Source organism: Schinkia azotoformans LMG 9581 (assembly GCF_000307855.1).
Classification (GTDB): domain Bacteria; phylum Bacillota; class Bacilli; order Bacillales; family Bacillaceae_J; genus Schinkia; species Schinkia azotoformans.
Genome location: NZ_AJLR01000146.1, coordinates 1 through 18,225, shown reverse-complemented (window position 1 = coordinate 18,225; position 18,225 = coordinate 1). Strand labels below are relative to the sequence as shown.

Here is an 18,225-nt window from a genome sequence, read left to right as displayed (position 1 = left end):
AAATACCCGAACACTTTTTTCAGAATTTCCATACATTAATAATAGGACTAAGTTAGTATTAAAAAGGGTGTTCAGTATGCCTTCAGTAATTGGTGGACCGATAAATATTGGCACGGCAAGTGGAGTTGTTCATTTCGGTGATTCTTTTTATATTTCTCCAAAAAATGTTTCCAAATTGTATTCCGGATCTGGTGGAAGTAACACAGGAAATTTAAACGTGACTAATAATGGGGTAAGTGCGACGAATACATTTGACCCTGATGCTGCAGATCAACCTAATGCACAAAATGGATAAAGAGTGAATAATCATAACCTTTTATGATTTTCACTCTTTTTTCGCTATCTTCATCTGTTTGCTTCCCTACCTAGTTCCACTTTCGAGTATCAATTAATTTCTTTGAATCAGGTTTTAAGGAGCCTTTGGGAAGAACTTTAACAATAGGTGTTACACGTATTATATCTTTAATTTTCGCAACAATTTGGTCATTGATCAATTCAGCAGTTTCTATCATGATCTCAATCTGATCTTGATTGTTTTCCCTTGAAACGATAGCTTGATAAGTTTGAAAGCCTAATTCTTGAATGGTATTCGTTAGTTGCTTTTCACGGACAAACATTCCTTTTACCTTTACCCCATCACTTACTCTGCCTAATACACCTTCTAATCTTTGTCCTTCAAAACCTTTCACCCAACGTGATAGGTCCCCAGTACCAAATCTTATGAGCGGATATATTTCATCAAATAATGTTACGACTACTTCTCCTTCTCCCCCATCCTGTGGCAACTCTTTCCCTGTCAATGGATCACATAACTGAACTAATGCGGTTTCGGTTAGCTTTAATCCTGGGCCCTGTTTATCTTGATAGGCAATTAATCCGCAATCAGCTGTACCATATCCTTCATATGCGCAAATATTTAGCTTGTCACATCTTTGCTTTATTTCAGCAGTGACCATTTCTGCTGTAAAAAAAGCCTTTGAAAGCTTCAATTCATCCCCAACATTCCACCCTTTTTCCTCTGCGGCATCTAATAATATTGTTAAAAAACTAGGAGTCCCGACATATCCGGTTACTCCTAAGTCCTTCATAACCTGAATTTGCAGTTCCGTGTTTCCTGTTCCAGCGGGAATAACGGTAGCACCTAATCTCCGTAGGGCACCATCAAACATAAAACCTGCCGGTGATAAATGGTAGGAAAATGTATTTTGAACAATATCATTTTCGTTAAAGTTTGCAGCTTCTAAAGCTTCAGAGAATCTCCAATTATCACCCTCAATCGATTGGGGATCATAAATGGGACCCGGTGACATAAAGATTCTCACCATTTTCGATGCTTCCATTGTTGTCATTCCGCCGAATGGGGAGAATTCCTTTTGAAGGGTCGGCAAGTCCTCTTTTTTTAAGACGGGGAGTTTACAAAGGTCTTCCCTTGCCTCTATGTCTCGTGGCTCTAAATTAGCTGCAATCATACGATTTCTAAAGTCGTCCGAATTTTTATAGGCATGTTGAATAATATTTTGTAATTCGATCATTACAACCACCGCTTTCTCCGTTTATATGACTTTAAATCACGATAACTTTTTCTGCCTTTATCACTTAAACCAAGGTAAAATTCTCGTACATCTTCATTGGATAGAAGCTTGTCAACAGGACCATCCAATACAATTCTGCCGTTTTCCATAATATAGCCATAGTCCGCAATCGAAAGGGCGATATTCGCATTTTGTTCCACCACAAGAATAGTGGTACCTTCCTCTTTATTAATTTGTTTAATGATACTGAAAATCTCTTTAACTAGTAAAGGTGCGATCCCAAGGGATGGCTCATCTAATAGAAGGAGCTTTGGCTTCGCCATCAGTCCTCTACCGATCGCAAGCATCTGTTGCTCTCCACCAGAAAGATAGCCTGCTTGGGCGTGCTTTAACATTTCAAGCTTTGGAAAATAATGATACACCTTTTTAATATCTTCTTTTAAATTTTTTCTGTCCTTCCTTGTATGGGCACCAGCAATTAAATTATCTTCAACAGTTAAATGTTTAAAAACACGCCGCCCTTCCATACATTGAAAGATCCCTTTTTTAACAATCGTTTCGGCACTATTTTCATCAATTCTTTCTCCGCTTAAATTAATTTGCCCGTCGGTAACTTCTCCACGTTCACTTTTTAATAAGCCGGAAATAGCTTTAAGAGTTGTAGTTTTTCCTGCACCATTACTTCCTAATAAGGCAACGATCTTTCCTTCAGGAATGACCATTGACATCCCTTTAAGAACAAGAATGACTTTATCGTACATAACTTCAACGTTATTTAGAGTGAGCATATTTAACCTCCCATCTTAAAAGAAGGGTGTTCCCATTAGAAACACCCTCATTTTTTGTATTAATGGCCAATGTAATCTGTGATTACTTCAAACTTTCCGTCTTTTACTTGAGCAAGGCGGATTTGATTTGTTCCAGCGTGATTATCAGCAGAGAATGTTACTGGTGCTGCCAGACCTTGTAAATCCAAGTTATTGATTTTTTCTAACCCAGCGCGAATTCCTTCACCAGTAGTTGGATCGTCTGCAAGTCTGATACCTTCAACCATGATTTTTGCAGCAACCCATCCTTGAACGAATTTTTGGTTCTTGTCTTCAAGTTTTTCGCCTTTACTTTCAAGGAAAGTTTTAATTTCTGCTAAACCTGGAAGATCTTCATAAGGGAATGCATGGGTTACGACACCGATAAAGCCTTCAGCAGCGTCACCTGTGATAGGTAGCAAGCCTTCACCTGTTGCCCAGTTTAAGCCAATAAACTGTGTAGTAATACCTAGCTTTTTAGCATCTTTCAGAATTGTTGCTGTTGCGCCCCAAGTTTCTTGGATAATTGCATAATCCGGATTTTTCTTTTGCATATTTAGTAATTGAGGTGTTGCATCTAACGCTTTCAGGTCAACGATTTGTTCATCAACAACTTCTATCCCAATTTCTGCAGCAAAATCTTTAGCATCTTGAATTGGAGACTTACCAAAGGCTGTATCATTATAAAGTAAGGCTACTGTTGGTGTTCCTGCAGTGTGATTATCTTTAATCCACTTTAACGCTGAGCGAGCTTGGTCAGAGTAGGACGCAGCTGATAAAAAATTGTATGGGCTCTCATCCATATTTTTTAGATTCTCAGAATAGGAAGCTGAAATAAATGGAAGCTTATCAGCAGCCACTAGTTGACGTAGTGCCTCTGTATCTCCAGTACCCCAGCCAAGAATCGCAGCTACTTGATCTTTAGATTTTAATTTTTGATAAAGCTTTGTTGCTTCAGGAATTTTGTATGCATAATCATCCCCAATTAATTCTAATTTGTAGCCATTTACAGGACCCTGTGTTGCTAAGTATTCAAAATAGGCTTTCTCCCCTTCTGCATATGGGGTTCCAACGTCACCAGTTCCACCGGTTAAATCAAAAAGGCCTCCAACCTTGATTGTTCCTTTTATTTCTTCCGCGGATATTGCTGTTTCCTCGGACTTTGCTTCCCCTTCATTTTTGTTGGTTGCTGCCGTTTGAGATGCTTTCTGCCCCCCACCTGAACATCCAACTAACATTCCAATTGCCAATACTGCCATCAAAACAAGCGACCAAAACTTCTTCATACTGCTCCCCCTTTTTTCTAAAAAATTACTATGCTATTGAAATAACGATAAGCGTTTTTTTGTATTTTCCACTTATCGGTTACCCCCGTTTTAAGAAAAATCAATCAATACGAAAATGGCCACAATTTAAAATAATCCTTAATGTTCTGCCATATTTTCGCCAATCCTTGTGGCTCGTAAATTAAGAAAATAATAATCACCAAACCGAAAACAACTTCCTTTAGACCATTTAAGACGTCAGCTAAATCTGGAAAAATACCACTAAACACCTCAATCACAGAACGAAGGACAACCGGTAGGAGTGTAATAAAGACTGCTCCATAAATGGAACCAAATACACTGCCAAGACCCCCAACTAAAATCATCGCTAAATATTCAATTGAAACAGTTGTACTATATAGTTCCGGGCTAACCACCATCATGTAATGGCCTAATAAGGCTCCGGCAATTCCTACGAAAAAGGAGCTAACGAAAAACGCCAGCACTTTATATTTGAATAAATCAATGCCAATAACCTCAGCAGCCACATCGCGGTCACGTACGGCTATAAAAGCGCGTCCAACCCTTGACCTAAACAAATTGAGTGAAAATAGAACAGTAGCTACTAAGATTACAAACATTAAATAATAGTAGCTCGTTTCACTATAAAAAGAGAAACTGCCAATTTCCGGCCGGTTTAAGACAAGACCCGCTGTACCCCCTGTTAAGGAATCCCATCTGGAAATGACAAACAAGATGATGACCTGTGCCGCGAGTGTTGCAATCGCCAGATAAAGTCCTTTTAAACGGAGTGATGGGATTCCAAATAGGGCACCTATCAAGGCCGTAATGACTCCTGCAACCGGCATCGCAACCCAAAAGCTTAAGCCAATCTTAGTAGTCAAAATCGCAGATGTATAACCACCAACCCCAAGAAAGGCACCCACACCAATCGAAATCTGGCCTGTAAAGCCCGTTAAAATATTAAGTCCAATCGCACCGATTGCTGCTATCCCACATAGTGACGCGAGGCCAACAATATAGTCGGAAGCAAATAACGGGAAAATCGCGAACAGAATAACAATGGCCAAAATACGCATCCGCACCCGCGATATTTTCCAAATCGCCATATCTTGCTTATAGTTCACATGGAATTCACCACAGTCCATGACAAATGGATTTCTCAATTCTTACACCCTCTCTATTTCTTTTTTGCCAAATAATCCATATGGCTTAAACATTAAAATGAGTACAAGGATGATAAATGGCATGACTTCTTTTAATCCCCCACCTACTAGAGGATCAAGATAACCACCTGTCATACTTTCAACTACGCCAATGATAACTCCACCGATAATGGCTCCAGGGATACTATCAAGACCACCAAGAATTGCTACCGGAAGTACTTTTAAGCCAATAAAAGCGAGGGAAGAGTTTACCCCATTAATATTCCCGATTAAAACCCCGCCAACTGCTGATACGATGGCAGCTATCGCCCATGCACAGGCAAAGATAACCTTAACGCTGATCCCCATGGACATTGCTGCTTGTTGATCATCTGCTGTTGCCCGCATCGCAATCCCCATCTTAGAATATTTGAAAAATAGGGTGAATAGTAAAAGCATGACAATAACAATCGCAAGCGACCATAAATAAACAGGTGCTACTACAACACTGCCAAGTTTTACAGGTGTTTCGGAAAAAATGCTAGGAAATACTTTCGTTTCATGACCCCAGATAATATGAACAATCCCTAACAAAACGCTTGATAAACCAATAGTTGCCATGATTAAGGAAATAACCGGCTCCCCTATGAAAGGCCTTAAGACAATCCGCTCGATGACCAACCCTAGTACTGCACTAAATAGAAGGGTAATGATCAGTGCTGGAATAAATGGGATATGATAGCTTGATACGAGTGTCAAACACACATATGTACCAACAAGCAAAAACTCCCCTTGAGCAAAATTGATCGCATCACTAGATTTGTAGATTAAGACAAATCCTAGTGCAACCAAGGCATAAACACTGCCAATAACAATTCCCGTCACTAGCATTTGCAGAAAGAACGTCATGCAATCCCCACCTCTTCTTCCCATAATGAGATGACCTGTAAGGTTGTACGAATGGTTTGTTGTTTTCCATCCCGATATTTAATTAATCCTTGAACATCAATTTTTTCATTCTCTGAATACAACCCTTCGATGAGATCCTCATATTTTTTAGCGACAAATTGGCGGCGCACCTTCTTGGTACGAGTCAATTCCTCATCATCTGCATCTAATTCTTTGTAAAGGAGAACAAATTTCTTGACTCGAGCTTTTTCAGGTAAGGCTTTGTTCACTTCATTCACCTGTTCCTGAATGAGGTCAAGGACCGCTTCCTTTGATGATAGATCCGTGTACGTTGTATACGTAATCTGGTTTTTCTCTGCCCAGCGGCCGACATTTTCCATATCAATATTGATCATCGCAACAACATATGGTCTTCCACGTCCAATCGCAACAGCCTCTTTAATATATTGACTAAACTTTAATTTATTCTCGATAAATTGCGGTGAGAACATTTCTCCTGTTTGCAGGCGGATTACATCTTTTACCCGGTCAATGATGTACAGATGACCACTTTCATCCAGACTGCCTGCATCTCCAGTACGCAACCAACCGTCTTCAATTGTTTCTTTTGTCGACTGTTCATTTTTATAGTAGCCTTTACAAACACTAGTACTTTTAATTAGTATTTCTCCTTCTTCAGAAATCTTCACCATTGTGCCTGGTAAAGCAACACCGACGCTGTCTATTTTTATATCACCGTCACGATGAACGATAGAAATACCGGAAACCTCAGTTTGTCCATAAATGCTCTTTACATTTACACCGATACTATGGAAAAAGCGGAATACGTCCGGACCAAGCGGAGCACCACCTGTATAGGCACGCTTTATTCTTAATAACCCTAAATGATCCCGAATTGCACTAAACATTAGATAGTCCGCGAGATTATACATTATTTTCGTTCCGGTGCTTATAGTTTTATTGTTTAAATGGGCATCGGCCACTCTCTCACCAATAGGCTTACACCATTCATATATTTTGCGTTTGAGCCAGCTTGCATCTTGAATTTTCACTTGAAATCTTGAAAGCATATCTTCATAAATTCTTGGAGGCGAAAACATGACATGAGGGCCAATTTCCCTAATATTTTGTAAAACAGTCGAAGGTTCTTCTGGAAAGTTTATGGTTAGACCGTTATAAAGTCCAAGTGCTATTGACATCATTTGTTCCCCGATCCATGCCAGCGGGAGAAACGAAAGATATTGATCATTTCCTTCCAATGGATCAATACTTGAAAGATTTTTTGCCATATCAAATAAATTTTGATAGGTTAGCATCGTTCCTTTTGGATTTCCTGTTGTTCCGGACGTATAGGATAAGATTGCAACATCCTCATATTTGCCCTTTTCAAGCTCTTGTTCAAATAGTTTGGGATCTATTTCGTTTACCTTTTTACCAATAGATTGGACATCTTTAAAAAATAATAGATTAGGATCGTTGTAATCTCTCATTCCACGATCATCATAATAGATAATCCATCTAACCTTTGGAATTTCTTGCTTGATTTCTAATAACTTATCAACCTGCTCTTGATCTTCCACAACAACAATACAGGCATCAGAATTATCGATAATATAGCTGATTTCGTTCGGGAGTGACTCTTGATAGATTCCAACCGAGACCCCGCCTAAGCTTTGCGTGGCTATTTCACTTATGACCCACTCTGGCCGATTGTCGCCAATAATAGCCAACTTATCGCCTCTTCTTAAACCTAATTCTGAAAGGCCCAGTGCAAATTGCTTCACCTGCTCAAGATAGTTCAAGTACGTGTATTCATTCCAAATACCAAAGTCTTTTTCACGTAAAGCAACTTTTGCCCCTTCTTTCCTTGCCCTTTCTACTAGAGCCTGAGGAAATGTCAGATTTATCATTCAATCTCCCCCCTTATCCTACTTTCTCTTCACCAAGATAGGCTTCTATCACTTTAGGATTATTCTGAACTTCAGTTGGAGTTCCATAGGCAATTAGCTTTCCAAAATCAAGTACTGCAATATGATCTGATAAATCCATTACGACACCCATATCGTGCTCTATTAAGATGATCGTAGTTTTCATCTCTTCATGTATGTCAATGATATAACGAGCCATGTCTTCCTTTTCTTCCGTATTCATACCTGCCATTGGTTCATCTAACAACAATAGCTCCGGTTCCAGCGCTAGGGCTCGACCCATTTCAACCCGTTTTTGCAGACCATAGGAAAGTGTCCCTACCGGTATGTTTCGAATATCTTCTATCTCTAAAAAATCGATAACATCCTCTACTTTCCTGCGGTGCTCTACTTCCTCACGCTGTGCCTTTCCCCAATAAAACCCGCTTGCCAAGAGTCCAGTTTTCATTCTGACATGCCTTCCAAGCATTAAATTATCCAATACAGATAAATGTGGGAACAGCTCAATGTTTTGAAACGCCCTGGCAAAACCAAGGGCCGCTCTTTTGTGAGGCTTTAAGTGATTGATTTTTTCCCCATTAAAAATGACCGACCCCTCAGTCGGATGGTATAAGCCGCTGATACAATTCAGCATACTTGTTTTCCCAGCCCCGTTAGGTCCTATTAATGAAAAGATTTCCCCTTTGTTTACAACATAACTAACGTGATCAAGGGCAAGTACGCCCCCAAACCGTAATGTTACGTCTTTTATTTCTAGAACTCCCAATTTTCCCCCTCCTATTATATAACAGAATTGAAAGCGTTTACCAATTGATGATAACATCGTTTTAGTTAGAATACAACGAAAATTTATAATTTTCTTACAACATATTATGTTTTATGCAAAGATTTTTTAATTAATGATTGATTTAACAAAATAAGTGTACAAGTTGTATAGTAAAAAAAATGAGGCTACCCCATAAGGAGTAGCCTCACTTTATTTTTATATTAGTCTTCCATTGTTGATAGGTCGCCTGTTGGTAGACCAAGCTCCCATGCCTTTAGGACACGGCGCATGATTTTTCCTGATCTTGTCTTAGGAATTGTTTCACGAACCTCAATCATTCTTGGTGCGGCATGTGCAGCTAAACGTGTTTTAACAAATGAACGAATTTCTTCTTTTAATTCATCACTATCAACGAAACCTTCACGAAGTGTAATGAATGCTTTAATTACTTCACCGCGAACTGGGTCAGGGACACCAATTACTCCTGCCTCAGCAACAGCCGGATGTTCTACAAGCTTGCTCTCAACCTCAAATGGTCCAACACGCTCACCAGATGTATTGATAACATCGTCCACACGGCCCTCAAACCAGAAGTAGCCATCCTCATCCTTGTAAGCAGAGTCACCAGTTACAAACCAGCCAGTTTCAAAATATTGATCATACTTCTCTTGGTTATTCCAAATAGCTCGTACCATTGCCGGCCATTTTGGTTTAATCGCCAAGTTGCCCATTCTGTTTGCCGGTAATTCATTTCCTTGGTCATCAACGATGGAAAGTGTAATGCCTGGAAGCGGCTTGCCCATTGAACCAGGGCGAATTGGGTTACAACGGAAGTTCGCACAAATACAAGAACCAGTTTCAGTCATCCACCAGTTGTCATGAATCCGATGATTTAATACCTCTAATCCCCAACGAACAACTTCAGGATTTAATGGTTCGCCAGCTGAAAGGATATGGCGCAGCTTTGATAAATCATATTTCTTCGGAAGCTCATTTCCTGCTGCCATGATCATTCGTAAAGCTGTTGGTGCACTGAACCAAACATTTACACCATACTTTTCTAGCGTTTGGAACCACTCTTCAGCTTTAAAACGTCCGCCACGGAGAACAGCGGTTACACCATTTAACCAAGGTGACCACATACCTGCTGAAGTTCCAGTTACCCAGCCTGGGTCAGCTGTACACCAATATACATCGCCCTCGCGAAGGTCATACGTCCATTTTCCTGCTAGGTATTGATGAATCATGGCATCATGTACTTGAAGAACCCCTTTTGGTTTTCCCGTAGATCCTGACGTATAATGAAGCAGCATACCCGTTTCACGGTCTACCCATTCAATTGTATATTCATCAGACTTGCTCATTAAATCTTGATATAAAACTTGATTATCAGCTGTTGTCTCTTCTCCGCCTACTAAAATGACATGTTTTAATTCAGGTAGTTCATCAACTGGAATCCGTTCTAGTAAGGCAGGTGTTGTTACAACTGCTACCGCTCCACTATCACTCAAACGGTCTTTTACAGCTTCCTCCATAAACGCTTCAAACAACGGACCTGCGATCGCCCCCATACGAATAATTCCTAAAAGCGAAATATACAATTCCGGTGTACGAGGCATGAAAATAAAGACGCGATCCCCTTTTTCCACACCATATGAACGCAATCCGTTCGCAAATTGACTTGAAAGCTTTTGGATATCCTGATAAGTATAGGCTTCATCACGGACACCATCTGTAAAAAACAAGGCAGTTTGATCCGCTTTTCCATTGTTTACGTGACGGTCGATTGCTTCGTAAACCATGTTAACCTTTCCTGTTTGGTACCAAGTAAACGTCTTCTCAATCTCTTTCCAGTCAAAATTGGCAACTGCTTCATCATAATTTTTTAGATTTGCTGTTTCATCAATCAATAGTACTTCATTTGTCATTGCGTTCGTTGTCATATCCCCTGACCCCCAATAATAAGATTTTCTCTTGTTATATAACACTACCACATATCGACAAAACTTTAAATATTCTTTAAAATGTTCACAAAATTTTATAAATTTCTTACAAAAGAATAATACGCTTTCAAGCAGCTTATTTTAGGTTGAAATAAAATATTTACACCATTAGACAGAATTCGCTAAATAAAAAACTCGTATTACTTGGTAAATGCAACCAACTGTAATACGAGTTTTTAGTAAATTGTTATATAACATCTACATTTCAATCAAAAGGCTTCCATCAAACAAAAATAGATATTTTTCGACAGATGGCAGCTTCCAAATGTCCTGAAGTGCCTTTGCGTATAAATCAATTTGCAAACGATAGCGTTCTTCCAATGTTTTCTTGGCAATTTCCTCATTTTTAAAACGGCCGGTAATTGTATCGGTTTTATAATCGATTAGCACGACTCCATTATCATCTTTAAAAACGCAATCCATAACCCCTTGAACTAAAACATGGGCAGTATCCTCCTCCGCCCAATCAGGATAGGCATCTTTCGCAGGAAGTGCCAAGCTAAAAGGTACTTCACGACGAACCTTATCCGCCTTTACTAATCGTTGTCCTAACGGAGTTTCAAAAAACTGAATGATACTGTCTATTTCAATTACTGTACTTTGTTCTTCAGTTAATAGCTCCTTAATCACCATCGATGCTAGTAAATTAGCCAGCGATTCAGGTGTGATTTCTGCACGTAAATCAATATGCTGCATCACCATATGCATTGCCGTTCCTTTTTCAGCGGCCGTTAACGATTTCTGCTGTAAAAACTTTGGGCGATCCTGTAATGGGGCCCGGAACCTTTGGATTAATGCTGTATCCGCATACGCATCGGTCACTTGTTTTCTAGATTTTATCTCAGATACGGATTGCTTCGAGCGTTTGATTTGTGCTTGCATAAATGGATAGTTCCATGAAAGTTGATGATAAACATCATTTTTCATTGCGCTTTCGATTGGGACAGCCCGCCAATTTTCAATATCGCTTAGTAATTCTAAATTTTGTTTCACAGATTCACTTGAATCCTTAGGAAAGTTTTCGGCATTTAGAACATTGACCTCCCATTTAGAAGAATGGGAAGAAATTTCGTTGGCATATTCTTTGGCGCTTAATACGGTACAATCTGGGTGACGGATTAAGGCTGGTCCAATCCAGTCTAAATAACATTTTGCTTTTGCCCGCACATAATCCGGTAATAACCATTCGTCCTCGTCTATTTCACTATTCCACTTATCCATCGTTTTCTCCATATCCTTTACAGTGCCGACAAGGTAGAGTTTTTCTTTTGCTCTTGTCAGGGCAACGTAGAGAACACGCATTTCTTCAGCTAACAGCTCCATTTGCAGCCGTCGTTTCATCGCAAGAAGAGGCAGCGTTGGATATGTAATACGAAGCTTGGGATTAACAAGCTTAGAGCCAAATCCGAGTTCTTTATGCAACAGCACTTTTTTTCGTAGATCCTGCATATTAAATTGTCGGCCAAGACCCGCTACGAAAACAATTGGAAACTCCAAACCTTTACTTTTATGAATCGTCATCATCCGGACGACATCCTCTTGCTCTCCAAGAGCTCTAGCCGTTCCTAAATCTTCCCCGCGGTCCTGCATACGTTCTATAAATCTCAAGAAACGGAATAAGCCACGGAAAGACGTTTCCTCATATTGCTTTGACCGATCATAAAGAGCCCGTAAGTTAGCTTGACGCTGTTTTCCACCAGCTAGACCACCAACATAATCAAAATACCCTGTATCCCTGTATAACTGCCAAATCAATTCAGATAAAGCCCCTTGCCTTGCTCTTGTTCTCCATGCCTTTAATTCTTTGTAAAATAAATCTAGTTTTCCGGCTAATTCATGATTGGCACCAGATCTGATATAGCTTTTTACACTCTCAAAAAAACCATTATTTTTATCGTGAATTCGAATCATTGCCAGCTGTTCTTCCGTTAAGCCGACAATCGGTGAACGGAGGACAGCGGCTAATGGGATATCCTGATACGGATTATCGATTATCTTTAAAAGGGAAAGCATCACCGTAACTTCTGTTGCTTCAAAATAGCCAGTAGAAAGCTCGGCATATACCGGAATTCCAAGCTCCTTAAATTCTTCCATAATCGTTTCCGCCCATGGCATCGACCGTAATAGAATGACAATATCACGATACGTTACGTTTCGCTCGTTCCCGCTTTTATCTGTCACTTTATAAGGCTTTTCTATTAATTCTTTTATTTTTAAACCTATAACCCTCGCCTCTAATTGAACAGTTTCCAATTCTACTATATCCGCTGAGATTGATTCGTCCTCATCATCCCCGTCGTCATTTACCTCTTTCTCAGTTGACTTGTCTTTCCGATCGATCAAGAGAAGTTCGGCTTTTGTCTCTTCGGATTCAGGGTAATTCAGATTCCCTAGCTTTAGCTCCGCATCATCATCGTACTCAATTTCTCCAACAGTTTTATTCATGATCTGCTTAAAAATAAAATTCGTTCCCACTAATACTTCAGCACGGCTACGGAAGTTTTTTGACAAATCAATCCGAATTCCTGCGCATTCTTCAGAATCTTCTTTTTGGAACAATCTATATTTTGTCAGAAATAGATGTGGTTCTGCTAACCGGAAACGATAAATCGACTGCTTCACATCGCCTACCATAAATAAATTATTAGAGCAGGACACTAATTTAATAATTGTTTCCTGAACTAAGTTTGTATCCTGGTATTCATCCACCAGCACCTCTTGAAATAAATCTCTGTAGCTTTCGGCTACCTCGGAGGGTACAAGCCCGCCAGCCGTTGACATTTCGTTCTTCAAAATTTGCAAACAAAAATGCTCTAAATCTGCAAAGTCGACAATTCCTTTTTCTTTTTTTACTATTTCATAGCGATTTGAAAATTCTTTAACGAGCTCAATTAATGTTTCAACAACCGGTTTCATCTCCTGAATATCCTTAAGAAAATACTCAGGTTTGCGGCTGAAAAGCTCGTCTTTTATTTTTTCAAATTGATCCTTTGCTTTTTCGCGAAGACCCTTCACATTTTCCTGCATGGTTTTTAAATATTCATCACCTTTACAAGGCTTAAGTTTACCAAAAGACGCTGTTTGCATGACTTCATAAATGTTTTGCCATGACTGTTCACTTGCGAATAGAAGGTCTTGGATTAGTTGTTGGTTAAGATTGATATTATCAGCATAGGGAGCAGGTCCTCCGGGCTGTTTCGTTATTTCCAAAGCACGATTTAGGAGCTCCCTACATCCTTGCAGTTGAATTTTGATATCCTCTCTTAGATCCTTCATCCATGATAATTCATCAATCTCACTTATATCATCAATATCATAGGCCTGAACGATTTGCTCCAACCATTCAGTAGGCCATGGATAGGAACGGGAGAAATCGTATAATTTTCTAATTAAGAGCTGCAATTCTATATCACTACGGTCATCACTGTATCGATCAACTAAATCATAGAAACACTCATTGTTTTCTAAACTATATTGCTCCTCAAAAAGCTCCTCCATTACTTCTTCCATCAACAGTTCTGCTTCTGTTTCATCTGCAATACGAAAGCCAGGATCCAAATCAATATAGTAATAATATTTTCGCAATACGTTGAGACAGAATGAATGGAGCGTCGAAATGGATGCTCGGTTTAATAGTGTCAATTGTCTGCGCAAATGGAGAGAGGAAGGAGATTTAGCAATTTCTTTTTCCAACGCTTCGCCAATTCTTTTTCTCATTTCAGCTGCAGCTGCATTCGTAAACGTAACGACTAATAAGCGATCGACATCAACAGGGTTATTGACGGACGTGATTTTTTTAATAATTCGTTCAACCAAGACCGCTGTTTTACCTGACCCAGCTGCCGCCGCAACGAGTATATCCTTCCCGCTTGTGGCGATTGCCCGCCATTGGTCGTCCGTCCATGTGCTGTTTTCTGGTTTTTTAAGTTCATTATTCAAGGTCTTTTCCTCCCTCCATACGAATTTTTTCTAAGATATCTTCATTTTTTTCAGGAATTAAAATATTATATTTGTTCTCTTGGAATGAACGGTCAAATTGACATATCGATTTATAGGAACAAAATGCACATGGGGTGTGATTTTTCATTTTATACGGTTCAATATCAATAACTCCATCTGTGATCGCTGTGCCAATGTCTCGAATTTTTGTACGGACAAAGCTCCTAATATGGTCAAAATCCTTCCCGCTAGCAACGGAGGAATTGCTATAAAAGCCACCGTCTTTTTTCAAAGCAACTGGAATAACATCCGAATAGCCTGTCTCAAGTGATCGGTCCATAAGACGGATCGATTCTTGGTCAGCAACAAGCAAACCTTTCATTTTAAATCGTTTATAGATTTCTTTTTCAATCTCTTCAAATGTTGGAATAGTAGACTTATTAAGCATTGGATTATGAACATGGAAATATAGTACTCCAGCCGGAGAGGCTTCTGTACCAATCCACTGCTTTGAATTAGTGATCACAACATCAAGATAGGTCAGCATTTGTAAGGCAAGCCCATAATAAACCTCTGTCAGATTCAAAGCTTTTTGGCTTGACTTGTAATCAATCACTCGGAGGTAAACGCCATTTTCGCCGGCAGATTTATCAACTCGGTCAATTCTGCCAACAACCTCCATTGTGCAGCCATTTTTCAATGTAAACCGGAGCGGTGATAACGGCCCCTTTGGTCCGAAAGACAACTCAAGACCGATCGGTTCAAAACCACTTATTTTGGCATGCTCACTTAATACGATGGAGGCCCGTCCAACGACCTGCTGCAGCTTTCTTTTAATGTAATGAAAGCGATTTGAACTCAGCAATATTTCTTTTTGAATGTTTGGAGCCAACCGTTCTACCGCCTCAAAGGCTAGCTGCTCACATTGTTTTCTCGTAAGGTTCGACCAATTCAAATCATTTTGTTGAATGATATCCGTAATCAATTTTAAAGCTGCATGGAATAACTGTCCGATATCCGGTGCTTCAAGCCGGAAAATTTGCCGCTCTTCTAAACGCAGCCCATACGAAATAAAGTGGGAATATGGACAGGACTGGAAAAGCTCCATTCGTGACACACTTGCTTTTATTTCCTCACCATATAATTCACGACTAATATCCTCAGGAAGTTTTTTGGTAGTGTTAATGAAAAATAAACTTCCTAACACCTTTTTACCGTAATTTTCCCACTTTTCTTGTTCAGAGATCCAGTTATAAACGTCCCACCATAATTCATGAACAGGATAACCCCTTTTCCAATTTTGCAGCTGAAGTGACAAATAGGACATCGTCTTTTTAGGATTTGTTATATAGTTCAGCTGCTGCTCCGGTGCTTCCTCATTCGGCTCGTTTAAGATGAGGTTTTCTTTTAATGCCGGGAAAAGGTCTTTAAGACGATTAAATAAAATCGATGGAACAAGAGATTTCCCTTCATCATCAGCCATTGGATAGCTTAAATACAGTAACTCTGAAGCACTCGTTAAAGCAAGATAAATTAAAAATTGTTCATCCAAGAGCTGCTGCTTACTTCCGGGTGCTAATGTGAAGCCGGTACTTGCTAAAAACTCTCTTTCTTCTTCGGTTACAACTCCCTCTTCTACGGGTTTTAATGGAATGACGCCATCATTCACCCCAAGAATGAATGTACATTTTATATTTGAAAAACGGGAGCGTTCCATATCTCCAACCAACACTTGATCCATGGCTGGTGGTACCGTCGCAAAATGCATACTTTCCAAGCCGGAATGTATCATTTTACGGAAAAGATCGAAGGAAAGCTCTTCCTCCCCCATTAAGGATGCCATTTGGTCTAGAAGATCAAGGACAGATTGCCATACTTGACTATGATCTCTTGATTCGGTTAAGTTGCCAGCTTCCTCGGCCTCAATGCAAAGTCGATTCACTTTATCCGGAATTTGTAATCCTTCTAAAAAGTAATAAAGTGCCTCACAATAATCACGGCCAGTTTTAGCTTTTTTTGAATTCTTCTCGAATGCAAGGAAAGGTTCTGTGATTAAGCTGCGTAACTTATTGATTTTTTTCTCGTAATCTTTTTCTTTATCTGTTTTAGGGATACTTTGGCCCTCAACCGCTTGGAAACGTCTATATTCCCATGGCTTTTTATCAGTCCAACGCTTCCCCTGAATCCCGTAAGCCAACACATAATTTTCAAACTGATCCATATCTTCACGGATTCGGTCTCTATTACTGTCAAACGGAAACAGTACATCCGTTTTGACACATCGAAAGATAGGTTCGTAGCGCCATCCACCTTGAATTACGTCCAACGATGAACGGATAAATTCAATGAGCGGATGATTTAACATTGATCGTTTTTGATCTAAAAACAATGGAATATGGTAATCCTCAAAAACAGTTTTTAAAAGATCATGGTAGGAGTGGCTGTCTCTTAATAAAATAGCGAAATCACGCCAACGGTAGTTTTTAGTTTTTACTATATGCAAAATTTCTCGAGCAACACTTTCGACCTCAGCGCGGCGGTTGACAGCGGCATTGATGTTAATCGCTAGATTTTCTGTTGGTTTGTCAGTCTTGTTTGCATTGGTTGTTTTATCAGTTGTTGCGGCTTTATCAGAAAACTTAACACTTGGACGGCTGTCGTAATGCTGTTCAAGATGATGCAGTGCTGGTGATTTTATAAACCTGAACGGCTCATTCAAAAGCACAGGTTTTTCAAGCCCTATGTTGTTCTCCTTAGCAGAATTTAAGATGCTAAAGTATGTACTAACTGTCATTCGATATAAATTTAAATCATGGATATCCTGATGAAGATCAGTTGGGTCAAGTGTAAGAGCAACGGTAACACTGTTACACTGCTTTAACAACTCGCTAAGAACCTCCAATTCCTGCGGTGTAAAACTATGGAATCCATCAATGTACACGTCTGCGCCTTTTAGTTCCTCGGACTTTGATATCTTTTCAGCTAAAAGGCGAAGGTAATCCTCGGAATCCACATAATGCACCAATAAATGACTTTCATAATCATGATAAATTAACTGAAAGTCATTAAGTTTATTAGCTAATATTTCTTTATTGGAATTACTATTATCTGTGTGAGAAAGCTCCACACTTTTTTCTTGAAGGAGTTCCGGAGTAATACAATACCGCTTAAATTCTGCGATCATTTCTTCAAGCTGTTTGATAAAACCGTTTTGATCGGCAGCTCTTGTAAACACCTTCAGTTCATCCTTGCGGTGCTCTACAATTTTCCGAAGAAGCATATGTAGGCCGACACTATTAAGATGAAAGCGGCTAAAGCCTTCCGTTTCTTGTAATATCCTCCAAGCTAAGCGCGTAAAACTAAACACTTGCGAACGGATCATACCATGTAATCCTGGTGTATTTATTAATTGATATTCTATTTGAAAGGTCATTTGGTCGGGTACTAGATAGATGATTGGTGGGCCTAACGGGTCTTGCTCTAGTTTATCGATAACCTCGTTTAATAAAAAGGTTGATTTTCCGCTCCCCGAACGTCCTAGGACAAATCGTAACGATGACATAATTCTCCCCCCTACTTGCTAAATTGAATGAATGTTGATTGATTCATGAATTCTGATGAATGGTTATGCTGTAAATTATTATACCATTATGGGAATGACTGAAAAAATAATTGGAGTTGTGAAGTGAAGGGAATTCTGAATGGGAATGAGAGAATCGGGCTGATTCACATGCTTTGATTCCCGGTGTTGTGGTTTGGAGCCTTGGGTGGGAATCATACGGGGGCTTGGATTCCCGGGTTTGCTGTATGGAGCTTGGGGTGGGAATCATTTTCTAAAATCAACATTTATAAAAAACAAAAAGATCAAGAATTATCTCTTGATCTTTTTCTATGACCCGTACGGGATTCGA

Annotated in this window: 11 protein-coding genes; 1 reads left to right on the top strand and 10 read right to left on the bottom strand. The window is 39.6% G+C overall.

Annotated elements, in window-relative coordinates:
* Positions 1 to 76 precede the first annotated feature (76 nt).
* Positions 77 to 295, top strand: coding sequence for a spore germination protein (locus tag BAZO_RS16270; RefSeq protein ID WP_004431627.1), 219 nt, complete (start codon positions 77 to 79; stop codon positions 293 to 295).
* 70 nt (positions 296 to 365) lie between these two features.
* Here the strand turns inward: BAZO_RS16270 and BAZO_RS16265 are convergent, their stop codons facing one another.
* The 10 genes from BAZO_RS16265 to addB form a co-directional block, all read right to left on the bottom strand.
* Positions 366 to 1,532 (bottom strand): phenylacetate--CoA ligase family protein, encoded by a 1,167-nt coding sequence (locus tag BAZO_RS16265; RefSeq protein WP_004431624.1) that lies wholly within the window; start codon positions 1,530 to 1,532, stop codon positions 366 to 368.
* Complete coding sequence (locus tag BAZO_RS16260; RefSeq protein WP_004431621.1) at positions 1,532 to 2,320, bottom strand: ABC transporter ATP-binding protein; 789 nt, start codon at positions 2,318 to 2,320, stop codon at positions 1,532 to 1,534. Before BAZO_RS16260 ends, BAZO_RS16265 begins: the two co-directional genes overlap by 1 nt.
* Before the next feature lie 59 nt (positions 2,321 to 2,379).
* Positions 2,380 to 3,624, bottom strand: coding sequence for an ABC transporter substrate-binding protein (locus tag BAZO_RS16255; RefSeq protein WP_004431619.1), 1,245 nt, complete (start codon positions 3,622 to 3,624; stop codon positions 2,380 to 2,382).
* Positions 3,625 to 3,728: 104 nt separating this feature from the next.
* Positions 3,729 to 4,790 carry a branched-chain amino acid ABC transporter permease gene (locus BAZO_RS16250; RefSeq protein ID WP_004431618.1) on the bottom strand — a complete coding sequence of 354 codons (1,062 nt, stop codon included), beginning with the start codon at positions 4,788 to 4,790 and terminating at the stop codon, positions 3,729 to 3,731.
* A 3-nt stretch (positions 4,791 to 4,793) separates the two neighbouring features.
* Positions 4,794 to 5,678 carry a branched-chain amino acid ABC transporter permease gene (locus BAZO_RS16245; RefSeq protein ID WP_004431616.1) on the bottom strand — a complete coding sequence of 295 codons (885 nt, stop codon included), beginning with the start codon at positions 5,676 to 5,678 and terminating at the stop codon, positions 4,794 to 4,796.
* A complete protein-coding gene (locus BAZO_RS16240; protein ID WP_004431614.1) occupies positions 5,675 to 7,588 on the bottom strand; it encodes an AMP-binding protein in 1,914 nt (637 codons plus the stop codon). Before BAZO_RS16240 ends, BAZO_RS16245 begins: the two co-directional genes overlap by 4 nt.
* 13 nt (positions 7,589 to 7,601) lie before the next feature.
* Positions 7,602 to 8,372: an ABC transporter ATP-binding protein gene (locus tag BAZO_RS16235; RefSeq protein ID WP_004431613.1), complete on the bottom strand. Its 771-nt coding sequence runs from the start codon at positions 8,370 to 8,372 to the stop codon at positions 7,602 to 7,604.
* Positions 8,373 to 8,593: 221 nt separating this feature from the next.
* Positions 8,594 to 10,315 carry an acetate--CoA ligase gene (acsA, locus tag BAZO_RS16230; protein ID WP_004431610.1) on the bottom strand — a complete coding sequence of 574 codons (1,722 nt, stop codon included), beginning with the start codon at positions 10,313 to 10,315 and terminating at the stop codon, positions 8,594 to 8,596.
* A gap of 258 nt (positions 10,316 to 10,573) precedes the next feature.
* Entirely contained in the window at positions 10,574 to 14,314 is a 3,741-nt protein-coding gene (gene addA, locus BAZO_RS16225; protein WP_004431608.1) for a helicase-exonuclease AddAB subunit AddA, read from the bottom strand.
* Complete coding sequence (gene addB / locus BAZO_RS16220; protein ID WP_004431603.1) at positions 14,307 to 17,876, bottom strand: helicase-exonuclease AddAB subunit AddB; 3,570 nt, start codon at positions 17,874 to 17,876, stop codon at positions 14,307 to 14,309. The genes addA and addB overlap by 8 nt, the downstream gene beginning before the upstream one ends.
* Positions 17,877 to 18,225: the final 349 nt, after the last annotated feature.

Coding starts and splice junctions, on each gene's coding strand:
- BAZO_RS16270 (WP_004431627.1), top strand. CDS start 77: ATGCCTTCAGTAATTGGTGGACCGATAAATATTGGCACGGCAAGTGGA.
- BAZO_RS16265 (WP_004431624.1), bottom strand. CDS start 1,532: ATGATCGAATTACAAAATATTATTCAACATGCCTATAAAAATTCGGAC.
- BAZO_RS16260 (WP_004431621.1), bottom strand. CDS start 2,320: ATGCTCACTCTAAATAACGTTGAAGTTATGTACGATAAAGTCATTCTT.
- BAZO_RS16255 (WP_004431619.1), bottom strand. CDS start 3,624: ATGAAGAAGTTTTGGTCGCTTGTTTTGATGGCAGTATTGGCAATTGGA.
- BAZO_RS16245 (WP_004431616.1), bottom strand. CDS start 5,678: ATGACGTTCTTTCTGCAAATGCTAGTGACGGGAATTGTTATTGGCAGT.
- BAZO_RS16240 (WP_004431614.1), bottom strand. CDS start 7,588: ATGATAAATCTGACATTTCCTCAGGCTCTAGTAGAAAGGGCAAGGAAA.
- acsA (WP_004431610.1), bottom strand. CDS start 10,315: ATGACAACGAACGCAATGACAAATGAAGTACTATTGATTGATGAAACA.
- addB (WP_004431603.1), bottom strand. CDS start 17,876: ATGTCATCGTTACGATTTGTCCTAGGACGTTCGGGGAGCGGAAAATCA.